Annotated in this window: 12 protein-coding genes and 1 pseudogene; 4 read left to right on the top strand and 9 right to left on the bottom strand. The window is 62.5% G+C overall.

The features are described from left to right. Positions 1 to 9: 9 nt before the first annotated feature. The 7 genes and pseudogenes from glmS to AB4Y32_RS22610 form a co-directional block, all read right to left on the bottom strand. Positions 10 to 1,839, bottom strand: a complete 1,830-nt coding sequence (glmS, locus tag AB4Y32_RS22640; protein WP_368723491.1) for a glutamine--fructose-6-phosphate transaminase (isomerizing) — start codon at positions 1,837 to 1,839, stop codon at positions 10 to 12. A 57-nt stretch (positions 1,840 to 1,896) separates the two neighbouring features. Further along, complete coding sequence (locus tag AB4Y32_RS22635; RefSeq protein WP_368723490.1) at positions 1,897 to 2,349, bottom strand: hypothetical protein; 453 nt, start codon at positions 2,347 to 2,349, stop codon at positions 1,897 to 1,899. A gap of 65 nt (positions 2,350 to 2,414) precedes the next feature. Further along, positions 2,415 to 3,722 (bottom strand): poly-beta-1,6-N-acetyl-D-glucosamine synthase, encoded by a 1,308-nt coding sequence (pgaC, locus tag AB4Y32_RS22630; protein WP_368723489.1) that lies wholly within the window; start codon positions 3,720 to 3,722, stop codon positions 2,415 to 2,417. Positions 3,723 to 3,803: 81 nt separating this feature from the next. Next, entirely contained in the window at positions 3,804 to 5,846 is a 2,043-nt protein-coding gene (gene pgaB / locus AB4Y32_RS22625) for a poly-beta-1,6-N-acetyl-D-glucosamine N-deacetylase PgaB (protein ID WP_368723488.1), read from the bottom strand. 6 nt (positions 5,847 to 5,852) lie between these two features. Then, positions 5,853 to 7,898 (bottom strand): poly-beta-1,6 N-acetyl-D-glucosamine export porin PgaA, encoded by a 2,046-nt coding sequence (gene pgaA, locus AB4Y32_RS22620; RefSeq protein WP_368723487.1) that lies wholly within the window; start codon positions 7,896 to 7,898, stop codon positions 5,853 to 5,855. A 796-nt stretch (positions 7,899 to 8,694) separates the two neighbouring features. Beyond that, positions 8,695 to 9,271 (bottom strand): annotated as a pseudogene (locus AB4Y32_RS22615) (metallopeptidase TldD-related protein); the annotation flags it as partial. A 252-nt stretch (positions 9,272 to 9,523) separates the two neighbouring features. Then, complete coding sequence (locus tag AB4Y32_RS22610; protein ID WP_368723486.1) at positions 9,524 to 10,336, bottom strand: EAL domain-containing protein; 813 nt, start codon at positions 10,334 to 10,336, stop codon at positions 9,524 to 9,526. Positions 10,337 to 10,668: 332 nt separating this feature from the next. Here AB4Y32_RS22610 and AB4Y32_RS22605 point away from each other — a divergent pair, with 332 nt between their 5' ends. Next, on the top strand, positions 10,669 to 10,992 hold the full coding sequence (locus tag AB4Y32_RS22605; RefSeq protein ID WP_368723485.1) for a DUF1330 domain-containing protein: 324 nt from the start codon (positions 10,669 to 10,671) through the stop codon (positions 10,990 to 10,992). A gap of 55 nt (positions 10,993 to 11,047) precedes the next feature. On the opposite strand, the gene AB4Y32_RS22600 is transcribed toward AB4Y32_RS22605, so the two are convergent. Further along, positions 11,048 to 11,395, bottom strand: coding sequence for a DUF4148 domain-containing protein (locus AB4Y32_RS22600; protein WP_368723483.1), 348 nt, complete (start codon positions 11,393 to 11,395; stop codon positions 11,048 to 11,050). Positions 11,396 to 11,596: 201 nt separating this feature from the next. Between AB4Y32_RS22600 and AB4Y32_RS22595 the strand changes: the two genes are divergently transcribed. The 3 genes from AB4Y32_RS22595 to AB4Y32_RS22585 all read left to right on the top strand — a co-directional run bounded on the left by AB4Y32_RS22595 (position 11,597) and on the right by AB4Y32_RS22585 (position 13,861). Further along, a complete protein-coding gene (locus tag AB4Y32_RS22595) occupies positions 11,597 to 12,685 on the top strand; it encodes a catalase family peroxidase (RefSeq protein ID WP_439899825.1) in 1,089 nt (362 codons plus the stop codon). Then, complete coding sequence (locus AB4Y32_RS22590; protein ID WP_368723481.1) at positions 12,682 to 13,221, top strand: cytochrome b; 540 nt, start codon at positions 12,682 to 12,684, stop codon at positions 13,219 to 13,221. The genes AB4Y32_RS22595 and AB4Y32_RS22590 overlap by 4 nt, the downstream gene beginning before the upstream one ends. 64 nt (positions 13,222 to 13,285) lie before the next feature. Then, complete coding sequence (locus tag AB4Y32_RS22585; protein ID WP_368723480.1) at positions 13,286 to 13,861, top strand: DUF1349 domain-containing protein; 576 nt, start codon at positions 13,286 to 13,288, stop codon at positions 13,859 to 13,861. A 48-nt stretch (positions 13,862 to 13,909) separates the two neighbouring features. Here the strand turns inward: AB4Y32_RS22585 and xylB are convergent, their stop codons facing one another. Continuing rightward, positions 13,910 to 15,376, bottom strand: a complete 1,467-nt coding sequence (gene xylB / locus AB4Y32_RS22580) for a xylulokinase (protein ID WP_368723479.1) — start codon at positions 15,374 to 15,376, stop codon at positions 13,910 to 13,912. Positions 15,377 to 15,739: the final 363 nt, after the last annotated feature.

The raw sequence follows: 15,739 nt of genomic DNA, 5'->3' as shown, positions 1-15,739 counted from the left end.
GCTCGCCGCTCACTCGACCGTCACCGACTTCGCGAGATTGCGCGGCTTGTCGACATCGGTGCCGCGCACGCAGGCCGTGTGATACGCGAGCAATTGCAGCGGCACCACATGCAGGATCGGCGACAACGGTCCGTAATGCTCGGGCAACTGGATCACGCGCACGCCGTCGCTGCTTTCGATCTTCGTGCCCGCATCGGCGAGCACATACAGCTGACCGCCGCGCGCGCGCACTTCCTGCATGTTCGACTTGAGCTTTTCGAGCAGCGTATCGTTCGGCGCGATCGTGATGACGGGCATCTCGTTCGTGACGATGGCTAGCGGCCCGTGCTTCAGCTCGCCGGCGGGATACGCTTGCGCGTGCACGTACGCGATTTCCTTGAGCTTCAGCGCGCCTTCGAGTGCGATCGGATAATGCGCGCCGCGCCCGAGGAAGAGCGCGTGATCCTTGCGCGCGAGCGCTTGCGCCCACGCGACGAGCTGCGGCTCCAGCGCAAGCACGCTGTTCAGCGCAGCGGGCAGATGATGCAGCTGGCGCAGCGCGTGCGCCTCGTCGCCCGTGCTCACGCGGCCGCGCTCCTTCCCGAGCGTGAGCGCGAGCACGAACAGCGCGACGAGCTGCGTCGTGAACGCCTTCGTCGACGCCACGCCGATCTCCGGACCCGCGCCCGTCGAATATTGCAGCTCGGTGAGCCGCATCATCGAGCTATGCGGCACGTTGCAGATCGCGAGTGTATGGTGATGGCCGATCTCTTGCGCGTGCTTCAATGCCGCGAGCGTATCGGCCGTCTCGCCCGATTGCGACACGACGACGACCATCGCGCACGGATTCACGACGCTCTCGCGATAGCGGTACTCGCTTGCGATCTCCACTTGCGTCGGGATGCCCGCGATCGACTCGAACCAGTACTTCGCCGTCAACGCCGAGTAATAGCTGGTGCCGCACGCGAGCAGCAGCAGCGAATCGATCTCGTTGAACGCGCGCTGCGCATTCGCGCCGAACAGCGCGGGCGTGATCGAACGCACGCGCTCCGTCGCATCGGCGACCACATCGGGCTGCTCGAAGATTTCCTTCTGCATGTAATGGCGATACGGACCGAGCTCGGTCGCGTAGTGGCTCGCGTGCTGCGCCTGCACTTCGCGGTGCGCGGTTGCGCCGTCGCGATCGACGATATGCACGCCATCGCACGACAGCACCGCGATGTCGCCTTCTTCGAGGAAGATGAAATGCCCGGCCGTGCCGGACAGCGCCATCGCATCCGAGGCCAGATAGTTGCCGCGCTCGCCCACGCCGACGACGAGGGGCGAGCCCGCGCGCGCGCCGATCACGCGGTCCGGTTCGCTCTTCGCGAACACGGCGATCGCATACGCGCCACGCAGCCGCTGCAACGCACGCTGCACGGCCGTCAGCAGATCGCGCGACGCATCCTGCTCGCGCGTGTGATGAATCAGATGCGCGATCACTTCCGTATCGGTATCCGACTCGAACGCGTAGCCGAGCGCTTTCAGTTCGTCGCGCAGCGGCTCATGATTTTCGATGATGCCGTTGTGCACGAGCGCGATCTCGTCGCGCGAGAAGACCGGGTGCGCGTTGTCGGTGATGGGCGCGCCGTGCGTCGCCCAGCGCGTGTGCGCGACACCGATCGTGCCCGACAGCCGCGCGTGTTCGACCTGCTCCGCGAGGTTCGCGACGCGCTCGATGCTGCGCACGCGACGCGGCGCGCCATGCTGCAAGACGGCGACGCCGCACGAGTCATAACCGCGATACTCGAGCCGGCGCAGGCCCTCCGTGAGAACGCCGACGACGTCGCGTCGTGCCACTGCTCCTACGATTCCGCACATGGTGGTCTCCGTGGTGCGTGTGTTGTGTGCCTGTCGTTTCGATGCGCACGCCGGCGCTCACGCGGCCTGGCGCTCGAACTCGGGCATCGTCACGACGTGCGAGATCATGCCGTCGTCGTCGTGATACGCGACGAGGCAGCGGCCCGCATCGCCTTCAGGGATTTCATGCGTCGTCGCCGGCTGCGGCGCGTCGCTCGTGTCGGGCATGCGGCGCACGCGATTCGTGTTCATCGCGTCCATCTGGCGGCCGAAGGTCCACAGGATCATCGACAGCGCGACGATGCCGATGCCCATGATGCCCGGCATGAACGCATGGAGCGACAGCTCCTCTTCGCTCGCATTCGCGAGACACCAGCGGATATAGACGGCGGCCAGCACCCACGTGCCGAGCACGAGCACGGGCCGCACGAAGCGATACCACGCGACGAAGCGCACGGCCCTCGCCTTGCCGCACTCCGTTGCAAACTGCGAGACGGACTGCTTCGAAACATCGATGATCGGGAATTCCATGTTGTTTGCCCTTGTCGAGAATGTTGATTCTGCGATGTCAATTCGAATGCTTGATGCCGGATGCTTTACTCCGCCTGCGGCGCTTCGAGCGACGCGTTGAACCGGGGCTCGACGGGTGCATCGCTCGCCAATGCGCCGCTGCTCGAACGGATGCCGCGATCCGGGCTCACCCAGCGCGCGCGCTTTCTGCGGCGCTGGATGACCACGCCGGGCAACGCGATGACGGAAGCGATCATGCTGATGGCCCAGAACGCAGCCGGATACCAGACGGTGTCGATGAAATAGCGCATCAGGTTCTTGTCGTAGCGCCGGTCGATCAGGCAGCCGATCAGGATCTGTGCGCAGCAGGTCGCGAAGAGCAGCACGCCCGTGCCGCGCGGCACGAAGCCGAAGCGCCAGCTTTCGGGCAGCGTGAACATCGCGGTGGCAGCCATCATCACGAGCGTGAAGAGCATGCAATACGCCCACACGATGCTGACCGCGTACTCGATGAAGATCGGCCACATCATCATGTTGCGGCGTGACAGCACGGCGCCCGCATACTTGAAGAGCACCTGGATGCCGCCCTTGGCCCAGCGCAGACGCTGCTTGTAGAGGCCTCGAAACGTCTCCGGCATCAGAATCCAGCTGAGCGCGCGCGATTCGAAATGCACGGCCCAGCCCTGCACCTGAAGCTTCCAGCTGATGTCGATGTCTTCCGTCAGCATGTCGGAGCTCCAGTAGCCGACTTCCTGCAGCGCCCGCGTCCTGAACATCGACACCACGCCCGACACCGTCAGCAGACGCCCATACATGTGCTGCGTGCGCTTGATGAGACCGACGATCGACGAAAACTCGCCTACCTGCATGCGCCCGAGCAGCGTCGAGCGCGTGCGGATGCGCGGATTGCCCGTCACCGCGCCCACGGATGCGTCGTCGAGGAAGTGGCGCAGCATCCAGCCGATCGCTTCCTTGTCCAGCAGCGAATCGCCGTCGATACACATCAGGTACTCGGCGTCAGACAGCATCGCGGCCGTCGTGAGACCAATCGCCTTGCCCTCGTTTTGATGCTGATGCACGACGACGAGCTTCGGATAGACGCTCACCAGCTGATTCAGGATCGTGCCAGTTTCGTCGCGGCTGCCGTCGTTGATCGCGATGATGTTGTAGTTCGGATAGTTCAGCTCGTCGAGGCACGCGATCACTTCGCGCACGTTGTCCGCTTCGTTGTAGCAAGGCACGACGACGGACACCTTCGGATACGACATCAGCGGTGCCGACTTGCGCCCCGCGTCCCTGCGCTCGATGAGCACGTAGTGAAGCAGGCCGCCCACCATCCACAGGTAGGCCATCAACAGCGGGTAGTAAAAGACGAAGTTCGAGATGACGCTCATGACGTTTTTCATTGTGGTCCCCTGGTCTGGGCCGGCATCGCGAGGGTTTCGTTCTTCGTGTTCGAAACCCTCGCGCGATGCTCAGCCCAACATCCCCTGATTCGTTCGCAGCGTGCTTTGCACCGACATCACATCGCGCAGCACGGTCGTGTCCGGCCGGTTCTTCAGGAAGTCGTCCGGCCCATAGCCCAGATGCACGACGCCCGCCGCGTTGAGCCGCTTCATCTGCGCGCGCAGGACGGCGGCTTCGACGGGCTGCTGCGTCTGCGCGTCGACGGCGGGCAACTCGAACACGGTCTTCGCCGCCGCGCCCGGCTGTTTCATCACGGTCTGCTGAAGGCGATCAAGCCATGCGTTGCTCACACGCTCGTTCGCGCTCCGTGGCGCCGCCGTCAGTGCGACGAAGTCGTAATTCGCGAGCGATGCAGCGACGGAGAGCGAGAAGTTGTGCTCGGCGTTCGCATCGAGCGCGGCCTCCGCGGACACCGTGCGTGCCGTCAGCACATTGCCGCCGCCCTGATAGGCGCGCACGCGCTCGGCGAGCTGGTTCGTGAAGGCGGTCAGATACGCTGTCTTGTTCTTCGCCCAGCGCTGCATCAGTTCATCGGATGCGTGAATCTGCGCGATGTCGCCGGGCATCCCCCACGAGCGATAGACGGCCATCGCGGCCGCGCTCGTGTCCTCGTACGCGTTCAACGTCGCGTCCACGCCGAACACGAGCCCGTTGAAGCTCGAGTAGCGCGTAAGGTCGTCGTATAGCTCCTGGATGGTCTGACGCGCGAGCGGATCGAACGGACTCAGTCGCGACGTGCGGCCGCGCTGCGCATCGCTCGGGCTGTTCGCCGCCACTTCAACGAGGCGCCCCGCTGCTGCATGGCCCGTCGGCAGATCGAATGCGAGCAGCGGCATGTGCGCGTAAACCTGCACGCCCGCGCGCGTGATCAGCTGCCACGCGACACGGTTGAACAGATCGGCGCGCATCGGCATATGACGGTTCGGGTAGTACATCGCGCGCGCGACGCCTGTATTGTCCGGGTCCCAATACGCCTTCAGGTACACCGACTTCGGTTCGAGATCCTTGATGCGATCGAGCAGACGGCCAAGCTTTTCTTCGCTCCTGTTCGGGTCGATGTCGTACATCTCGTCGAGCGACACGTTGACGACGCGCTCCACCGGGTTGTGCTCGCCGCGATAAGCACGCGACGAACGCATCTGCGCGATCAGCGTGCCCACGTCCCAATCGTATGAAACGAGCAGACGGCGAATCTGCGTGAGCGGGACGTCGGGCGTGTTCGGGCCGTCGTCGAGCGTGAAATGCACGGACATGCCGAGCGCCTGCGATGCCTTGATGAGCGCCGCGTTGTACATGCCATACGGCCACACGGCCGAGCGCACCGTCACGCCCGTACGGTCCTGGATCAGATCGACGCTCTTCTTCAGATCGTCGTGCACGCGCGCCTGGTACTCTTCATCCGTTTCGTAGCGTTGCAGTTGTGGCAGATACAGATGCGCGCTCGCGGCGGGCAGCTCGTTGCCTTGCGGATTAGCAAGCGCGCCGTGATGCATGTCGTGCGTGTGCGACGCCACTTCGACGAGACCCGATTGCGACATCTCGCGCAGATCGTCCCAGCTCATGAAGTAGCCCGGCGGCATCTCCGACTTGTGGCTGATGCGCACGGGCTCGCCCGCGGGCGTATCGGTCCAGCGCGTGACGACGCCGATCAGCGCCGGATAGCCGTATTGCTGCAGCAGCGGGAACGCACGCGTGAACTGGCTCTTGTACGCGTCGTCGAAGGTCAGCAGCACGGCGCGCGGCGGCAGGCGCGGCCCGCCGTTGCGCGACGCGACGATCTGATCGACGCTCACCGGGCGAAAGTCCTTCGCCTTCAGCCACGCGAAGATCGTGTTGAGCGTGGACGTGCTGATCGCGCAGGTATCGGCGACCGTTGCGACATCCGCGTGCAGGTCGTCGCGGATGTCGTGAATCGCGAGCACGCGAAACGTGAGGCCATCGTCGGCATCCTGCGGCGGCAACCGGTCGAGCGCGAGGCGGGCCTGTGCTGCGGGCACCGCGGCGAGACCCGCGGCGAAAGCGAGAAAACGTCTGCGATTGAGCTTGTCCATGATCGTCTACAGAGGAATGTTCAGGTTCAGATAGATGAGCTTGCTGGTCTCGCGCGTGCGGTCCATGCGCTGGCTGGCGACACCGATGCCATACGCGAGCGACGCGTGCGCGCTGAACTGCCACTGCTGTTCGAGACGTACTTCCCACAGCATGCTGTTGCCGATATCCGTTTGCCGGTAGCCGCCGATCGTTGCGTACGCGCGATTCGCGAGCGACTGGTCGGCGTTGCGCCACGACGTCCACTGGTACATCGCCGTCAGTTGCGCCGTCATGTCGCGATGAGGCGCGTAATACGCAGTGTTCGCGAGCGTGTTGCTGCTCGTGTTCAACTCGACCCACGTCGCGACGAGATGGCTCGGCGTGTTGATGAGGCGCTCGTACCACGTGCCGACCCACGACTGGTTCACGTTCGTGTCGCTATAGCGCGCCGCGCCGTAGGTGAGATCGAAGTACCGGTAATCGTCGACGCTGTAGCGCACGCTGCCCGTCGCCGCGCGGCCCGTCACGCCTGCCTGATAGGCCTTCCACGGCAACGAGTTGACGTTGCTGTCGACGCCCGCAGAAAAACGCCAGCGATCGTCGGGTGCGTAGCTGACACTGCCGGCGCCGCCTGTCTTCGCTTGCGGTCCTGTCGAGTGATCGACTTCCGCCGCCGCGTCGATGCCGCGAAAACGAAAGTCGCCGCCGATGCCGTTGCGCACGCGGCTCACGCTGTTGCCGTCGCCCGTATCCGCGCGGCCGCTGAATTGATGCGCAAACACGCGCCAGTAGTCAGCGAGCGGCATCGAATAGAGCTGCGTATCGATGCCCCAGTTGTTGTCGGCGAGAACCGAGTTGCCCTTCTGGCCATTCGCCGCGATGATCAGTTGCGGGCTCTTGTAAGCCGCGTAATCGCGCTGGAATGTCTTCACCGTGTTGTTGTCGGGAAAGCGATCGCCGAAGGTCGCGTTCACGTCCGCCGCGCGGTCGTACTGGTTCAATTCGAGCGCGGTGCGTCCAAGGCCCGCGAGCGTTTCGATGTCGCCGGGGTGATCGACGAGCGTGCCTTCATAGACCTTTTGCGCTTCGTGCGGACGCTGCTGAACGAGCGACGCATCCGAGCGCGCGCTGATCAGCGCGGGATCGAACGGCGCTTCGTGGCGCAGCTCGTCGAGCGCGGCGACGCCTTCGCGCGTGCGGTCCGTGTAGAGCAGGTACTGCGCCTGCAGCTTCTTCACGCGGCCATAGTCTTCGTTGACGTCCTCGGGATGCTCGGCGAGATCCGCACGCATGGGCGTGCTCGCCGAAATCTGCTTCAGCAGTTGCTGCGCGTTGTCGTAGCGCCCCGAATCGAGGTACGCGAAAAAGAGCCCTTCCTGCACGTCGATACGCTTCAGCGCGTGCGGTTCGACGGAAGGCACGAGCGGTTCGACGGGCGTCTGCAATGCATGCTCGTAGGCGGGGACGGCCTTGCGCGGTTCGTCGAGATACGTGTAGGCATCGCCTGCCGCTGCATAGGCGCGCGCGGGCATCGGCTCGCTCGAGCGCGACAGGTTTTCATAGAGCGTGGTCGCTTCCTTCATGCGGCCGAGCCCCTGCAATGCGGCGACTCTTTGGACGAGCGCCGCGCGGCGCACGTCAGCGTATTCGTCGGTCGATGGCGTGCGCGCAAGCATGTCGTCGATGTGCGCGAGCGCGGATCGGGTCTGCGCGAGGCGGTCGGATTCATCGGAAGCGAGCGATTGCTGCCGGCCCCAGTGCACTTCCGTTTCGACGATGAGTGCTTCGATCTGCAACAGGTCGTGCTCGGAGAACGCATCGCGGCTCGCGCGTGCCTCTTGCAATGCAAGCTGCGGAGCGCCGGCGCCGGCTTGCGCGAAGATGCGTTTGCGGAGCTGATCGCGCTCGGTGTCGACCTTGCCTTCGGCGACTTGTCCTTCCGCGACTTTCCCCGTGGTTCCGGACGCAGTGGTCGGCTGCGCGGCGCAGTAGTCGCGCGCAAGCAGAACCATCAGCAAGGCGGTCGCCTTGACTGCGGCGTGCTTGTGTCGGCTAGAGCGTTTGGTTTTCATGGTTCCTCGCTTGTCGGTGCCGGTCTCCAGACAAAGCGAGCCCCTGCGCCATGCGAATGGCGCATGGAGAGCAACAACGGTCGCGAGCCTGGCGAACAGCCTGGAGTTCAGCGTTTCATTTCGAGTGCCGGTTATTGAATCGCGCGCCAGCCTCGGTCTTATGCGCGGACAGGCTTGTAGCGAAGTCCGTACCAGCACCCCGCTGAACCTTCTGCTTAAAAGGCTCGCCGCAAAAAAGCGAGTCGCAAGGGGAACGTAAATGGTCAAATACGTTTCAAGGCTGAACTCGACAAGCAATGCGAATCAATCTCGTGCTTGCATATGACACTGCGAGACACTCGCATGTATTCAACGCAAAGCCACGCGCAGCAAGCGCTGAGCTTGTGCGTCGCAACAGTCGCGCGCTTTGATTCAAGGATGAAACGGCGTGCACGCGGGTGAATCGGCATGTTGTGGCGACAACCTTATGTACAAATGCAGCGCCTGAGAGTGCGCGATGAAACGCGCGCGCGACTTCGCGAAAGTGTGCGCCAGCGCACATGAGCGCGCGTTCATCCGATGTGCGCCAGCGCACGGAGCGTGGCTCAAGGACTCGGGTATTGTCTCGCTGCACAATGAAGACGAAGATCAACGCGGACCGTGGAACGCACCGCGACGATCGCATCGCCATTTGATTAGCGATGCAAACGTGACAGAGTAATCGATGAATTCTTCCGACAGAAGAAAGCGGACGCAGCGCGTGTGCGCAACGCCCTATTCTCTCACGCCGCAACGCACGCAATCGGTGCAGTTCGAGTCATAGCGTCAGTTCGAAGGAACGCACGAGCAGACCGGGCAACATCATGCCGCCCGTCGCGCGCTCTCCCCATGTCCAGTCGTTCGGCAACAATTCGGGCTTGTCGCCGATCCGTTCGAGCTCGCTGCCGAGTACGCAATACAGCTGTGTCGTCGAAGCGCATTGCGTCGACGGGCGCGACAATGCGGCCGCTTTCGACCCAGAACGTCGCGAAGCGCGTCATGCCCGTCAGGCGGCAGTTCATGCGGTCGGAGAAGTTCACGTACCAGAGATTGCCGATGTAGAGCCCCGTGTCGAGCGCGGAAAGCACATCAGCTTGCGCAAGATCGCCGGCTTGCATCGACAGTGTGGACGGCACTTCTTCCGATGTCGCTCCTTTCGGCATGAGGCCGTACTCGCGGGCCGTGCGTGCGCTGGTCAATTGATGCGCGCGTCGCCTGGCGTCGATCAGTCGAACGGTTTCGCGGCGATAGCCGTCGCCGTTGAAGCGAGGCGTGATGTCGAGCGCGAGATCTTCCGTCAACGTGACGCGCGGATCGAGCGACACGTCGCCGGTGTTGAGACGATAAGACTCGCTTACGCTGAATTCAAAGGCTGTGCCCTGCCGCACATTCGCGGCTCCGAACCGTTGGCGACAGCACATTCAAGCGCGCCTCTGCTTGTACGAGCAAGCATTTTCCCTCGTAAAACAAGTGCTTTTCTCACGTTTGCCGCGCACGATCTCGCGCACGAACTGATGCATTTCTGAATGACGCCAGCAGTGAGTCGCGTGTGAAGAGAGCGTATTCGCATGGCGTGATCGATGGATCGGCTTGCCGCGAATCTCCTGTCAAGCCGCGCAACGTTCCTGAACGGTGACACTTGCATAGTCGAAGGTCGGACGCGCGTAGAGAAAGCCTTGTGCGAGTATCTTCGGCCATTGCGCGAGCCATTGCGCAAGCGCCTGCGTTTCGACACCCTCCGCGACCACCGTCACGCCGAGACGTTCGAGCATCGACAGCACGCCGGACGCCACCGCCGACGCGCGCGGGCATCCCGGCACGCTCTTGAGTACTTCGCGCGCGACCTTCACCGTATCGACGTCGATCGTGCTCAGCAGCGCAAGCGACGAATAGCCGGTCCCGAAGTCGTCGATGGCGAGCCGCATGCCGGCTTCGCGCAAAGGTCTCGTCAAAGGCCGCGCGGCCAGCAGACGGGCCGCGTCTTCCGTCTCGACGAGTTCGAGTTCGAGCAGATCCGGTTCGATGCCGTGCTGTTGCGCGATCTGCACGACGGTCGCCGCAAAGGCCGCATCGGCCATGACGCTGGGCGGCACGTTCACGGCGACGGGACATACCGGCTGCCCCAGGCGCCGCGCGTTCGCGAGCGCCCTGCATGCGCTGTCGATCACATGACAGGTCAGTTGCAGCGCGATCAGCGGATGATCGAGCGCGACCAGAAATGCATCGGGCAACAACATTCCGTAGTCCGGATGCATCCAGCGAATCAATGCTTCGACGCGCGCGAGTCTGCCCGTCTTCACATCGTAAATACCCTGAAACGCGAGCGGAAACTCACTCGCCAGCAGGCCTTCGCTCACACGGCGTTCGAAGTTGTTCAGCTCGCGTGGCACATGCGCATCGCGAGCCATGTGTGTGGTCACGCAACAGATCGTGTCATTGCCTGAATCGGCGGTGGGAGAGTGGCGAGCATCCATCGTAGGGAAGGCCTTGTTATCGGTGAGTGGATTGGAATGGCTTTCCACTGTCGATGCACGTTTCATACCACAGGGCCACGAAAACCATCCGATATGCTTAAGAACCGCATCGCGCTTCATTCCCCGGGGCGATGGTTCGCGACCCGCGCATGAATCGAAAACGCAGCAACGTTTCGTGTGCGAAACATCGGCACTGCGCCGCATTACCTCAGAGGTAATCGATTCGCCTGGCCGCCGGCGATATGCTGGCCTCATTGGTCAATAGCCTGGAGATCGGCATGTCAACGTTTGCAGTTGCGCACTTGCATGAAGTGAAGATGGGCGTCGAGATAGTCGAGTACCTGAAGCGAATCGACGCGACGCTTGCGCCCTATTGCGGCCATTTCGTGCTGCACGGCGGCCGCTTTGAACGGCTCGAAGGAGACTGGCGCGGCGATCTGATCGCCATCGAGTTTCCAAATCGCGATCTGGCGCGTGCATGGTATCGATCCGGCGCGTATCAGGCGATCCTGCCGTTGCGCACGGAGAATTCGATCGGCGACGTGATTCTGATCGACGCGGTGCCGGCTTCGCATATCGCGACCGACGTATTGTGCGGATGAAGCATGGGTGGCGTTTCATCGGCCCGGAAGCGCCACCCGAATCCTCTCATCGTGCTCAGCTGCCGAAGTAGACGCTGCAATAGCTGACGGGCCCGACACACGAATTCATGCCCGTGCCGGCGCCAGCCGTAGGCATGCGCGATCCAGCCGAATGCGTGCCCGACATGTTTGCACCCACGCCTTCGGCATCCTGAGCAGCCTTTTCATGCGCGACCTGTTGCTGATAGATCGGCGCGACGTCGGGATAGGAAGCGTCCGTCACGAACTGCGAGCCGTTCTGCTCCGCCTGAATCAGTTCCTGACGGACTTCGGCGCGCGTCTTTTCCTGAGCGAATGCGGTGGAGGCAAAACCCGTCGAAACAAGTGTGGCGATCGAAACGGTCAACAGTGCAAGCTTCTTCATTTCCAGCTCCTCGATATGAGATGACGGCGATGCGGCACGGCGTGTGCGGCACTTTCACTGTGATGAACAAAGGGACCGTCGAATCTATTCCCGTTTTTTGATCCTTTCCAACGACAAAAAGATTTCGCAACATCGCGGAATAAACGCTCCCTGTTCCTGTTGACCGTCTATGCGATGTCATAGACAGGAAAAGGAGCCTCTCTGATGAACCCCAAATCCCCAGCGGAAGCGCCTCGTTGCATTCCGTGCAGGTTCGGTGCGATAGGCTTGGCCGTCCTGGCCCTCGCCGGCGGCTTCGCCTACACGGCCGGCTGGCTGACACCTGCGCGCCTCACCACTTACCGCATCATCGACCAGTTCCAGGCCAACGCGGGCCCGCATCCGGGCTATCGCCGCAATCATGCGAAAGGTCTTTGCGTCGAAGGTTATTTCGACAGCAACGGCAACGCAGCCTCGATTTCAAGTGCACAGGTATTCGCGTCGGGACGCACTCCCGTCATCGGCCGCTTTGCAATTCCTGGCAGCAATCCGTCGGCGCCCGATGCAAGCGTGCCGATTCGCAGCATGGCGCTGCTGTTCATGCAGCGCGACGGCCAGCAATGGCGTACAGGAATGAACTCGACGCCTCTGTTCGCCGTGCATACGCCGGAGCAGCTCTATCAGCAGCTTCTCGCTGCAAAGCCCGATTCGAGAACGGGCAAACCCGATCCCGCAAAGATGAAGGCGTTCTATGCGGCGCATCCGGAAACGCGGCCGTTTCAGGAATGGGTGAAGACACACCCGGCGTCGTCTGGTCTCGCGAATGCCGCGTACTACAGCATCAATGCGTTCCGCTTCATCGACGCGAGCGGGCACGAGCACGCGGTGCGCTGGTCCGTCGAACCGGAAACGCCGTATGCCCCTGTAAATCCGCAGGAAAAGAGCGATCCCGACTTTCTATCGAAGCAGCTCGACGAGCAGCTCAAGCACGGCAACGTGCGCTGGCATCTTATCGTGACGGTCGTCAATGCGGGCGATCCAACCAACGATGCGACGTTGCAATGGCCCGCGGACCGGCAACGAATCGATGCCGGCACCGTCGTACTGGAACACAGCGCTTCTCAAGCCGATGGCGTATGCCGCGATGTGAACTTCGATCCGACCGTGTTGCCGGACGGCATCAAGACATCGGACGATCCACTGCTCGCTGCGCGCTCGGCCGCCTATGCCGTGTCATACCAGCGACGCACGCGTGAAGAAGCGTTGCACGCCGCGCCCGCTACTCCGAACCCTGAACGGAACCCATCATGACGAATTCGACTCGCCATTTTTCTCCGCTCGCGCGACTGCTGCACTGGACAATGGCTGTTCTGATACTCGCGATGCTGTTCATCGGCATCGGCATGGTCGCCACGGTTTCGCACGCGCATGACACGCTGATTGCATTGCACCGGCCGCTCGGCGTTGCGTTGCTCGTGCTCGCGCTGATTCGTGTCGGCGTACGTGTAAAGAACGGCAGTCCCGCGCTGCCTTCGGACATGTCCGCATGGCAGCGATTCGCGGCCAAGGCTTCGCATTTCGTTCTCTACGCGCTATTCATTGCAATGCCGTTCATCGGTTGGGCGATGCTCTCTGCCGGCGGATATCCCATCACACTGTTCGATGGATATCACTTGCCCGCAATCGGGTCGCAAAACGTCGATCTGTTCGCGCTATTTCGTGCTCTTCATACGTGGTTTGCGTTCGCGTTGTTCGTGACAGTACTCGTGCATATCGCTGCGGCTCTGTTCCATGGACTGATCCGCCGCGACGGCGTATTCTCCAGCATGGCTCGCGGAGGGCGCTAGGCATCATGCGCGTCACGCCGCCAGCATCATGCGACACAACGAAGACCCTGCAAGGAGACACCGCATGTTCGAACAGTGCGAGTGGTTCAATGAGCCGTCGGCGTGGTCGCTCGATGGTGACACGCTTCGAGTGACGACCGATCCGAAGAGCGACTTCTGGCGCAAGACGCATTACGGCTTTATGCGCGATTCGGGCCACTGCTTCGGCGTGCGCACGCGAGGCGACTTCACCGCACAGGTGCGCGTACGCGGGCAGTTTCATGCGCTATACGATCAGGCCGGCCTGATGGTGCGCGTCGACGAATCGACGTGGATGAAAGCAGGCGTCGAATTCACCGACGATGTGCTGATGATGAGCAGCGTGTTGACCGTTGAGCAGTCGGACTGGGCAATCGGCTCGCCGATCGCCAGCGTCGACGGCTTCTGGATGCGGGCAACCGTCGTTCGAGGCGTACTGCGCGCCCAGTACTCGATCGATGGGAAAACGTGGCCGCTATTGAGACTCGCGCCTTTTCCGGCGGCGGCCAGTTATTTCGTCGGACCTATGTGCTGCACGCCGGAACGCGGCGGACTCAATGTCGAGTTTTCGAGCTTCGCTGTGGGTGCGCCGCTGCAAAAAGATCTGCATGATTTAAGTTGAGAAGATCGTTGCACGGCACACGTTGCTGTACGCCGCGCGGTAGTGCATTCATGCCGCGGCTGCAAATCCCGCTTTGAGCGCCTGGTAAATGCTGCGATAACGCGCCAGCCTTTCTGCGAGCGGCGGTGCAAGCGCGCGGTCGGGTTCGCACGATTCGAGTATTGGCGGAGCGAGGCATACGTCCTTAATGGTTTCGCCCGTCACGGCAAGCCGCGCGAGACGCGCCGCACCCAACGCCGCGCCGACGTCGCTGCCTTCATGCCGATCCATCGTGATCCCCGTCGCCGATGCGCACAGATTCGCCCAGAACGGACTGCGCGAACCGCCGCCGATAAACGATGCGCTCTTCAATGTCGTACCGGCACTTTGTAGCGCGGCGTAGCCGTCGGCCATCGCGAATGCGACGCCCTCCATCACGCTGTACGCGAGATCGCCCGTCGTGTGCGCGCCCGTCAGCCCCCAGAACACGCCGCGCGCATTCGCATCGTTGTGCGGCGTGCGCTCGCCGCTCAGATACGGCAGGAAGATCGGCGCCTTAGCGGGATTGGCCGCGCTCGCCAGTTCAGGCAAGCTGCCGACCTCGTGGCCCACGACTTTCGACAGCCATCCGAGACTCGATGCCGCGGACAGAATCACGCTCATCTGATGCCACCGATCGGGCAGACAATGACAGAACGCGTGCACGCCTTGCTTGGGGTTCGGCGCAAAGCGATCGGTTCCTGCGAACAGCACGCCCGATGTGCCGAGAGAAAGAAAAGCACTGCCCGCTTCGGCGACGCCCATCCCGATCGCGCTGGCCGCGTTGTCGCCCGCTCCGCCGCATAGCACGACGGGGCCCGTAATGCCCCAATCGCGGCGCAACGCGTCGCTCAGCTGAGCAGCGGGCGCGCTGCCTTCGACGAGGCGAGGCATGTGCGCGCGCGTCAATCCCGTCGCCGCGAGCATGCGATCGGACCAGTCGCGCTTTGCGACATCGAGCCAGAGCGTACCTGAAGCATCTGACATCTCAGACACGAAATCGCCGGACAGCCGCCACGCGAGATAGTCTTTTGGCAACAGCACCTTGGACGCCGCACGAAACACATTGGGTTCATGCTTGGCCAGCCAAAGCAGTTTCGGTGCCGTAAAACCCGGCATGGCGAGATTGCCGGTAATGTCGCGGAATTCCGGCACGAGCGCTTCGAGCTCTGCGCACTCGGCGAATGCACGTGTGTCGTTCCAGAGTATCGCGGGTCTCAGTACCTCGCCGCTCTGATCGAGCAGCGTCGCACCGTGCATCTGTCCCGAGAGCCCGATTCCGCGCAACGCTGCAAATGCCGTGGGATTCGCGCCGCGCACGGCGGCCACCGCGTCGAGTGTGGCTTGCCACCATGCCTGCGGATTCTGCTCGGACCAATGCGGATGCGGCCGCGAAACCTCGAGACGGACGCCGCTGGTGGCGAGCGTCGTCGACGCGTCATCGGTCAAAATTACTTTTACCTCGGATGTGCCGAGGTCGATTCCAAGGAAAGTCACAGCCCGTCTCCACTATTTGGCATGAAGTAACCGGCTGTTCGGGGCCGGCGTCTGTTCCGACTCGATGAAATGTGACGTTACCACGGTACGCAGTAAACGCATGACTTCGCAGGTTTTGCTAGTGCGCCGCTGCTGCCGACGTATGTGCACATCGGCTATCGGGGACATTTCGCATTCGCGTTGCGACTACGGCAAGGGAATGCGGCCGACGGCCAAGGCATGGGGTATTGGCGATGTGACCTGCCCCCAGCAAACAGGGCCAGCCGGAACCTAGTAAAGTTCGTTTTCGGAGAAGAAGACGAACATGAAGAAGCGCTTTACGGAAGAGCAAATCATCGGGTTCCTGAAGGAGGCCGAGGCAGG

Origin of the sequence: Paraburkholderia phymatum (assembly GCF_040965635.1) — a bacterium.
Taxonomy (GTDB): domain Bacteria; phylum Pseudomonadota; class Gammaproteobacteria; order Burkholderiales; family Burkholderiaceae; genus Paraburkholderia; species Paraburkholderia phymatum_B.
This window is presented reverse-complemented; position numbering and strand designations above follow the sequence as displayed.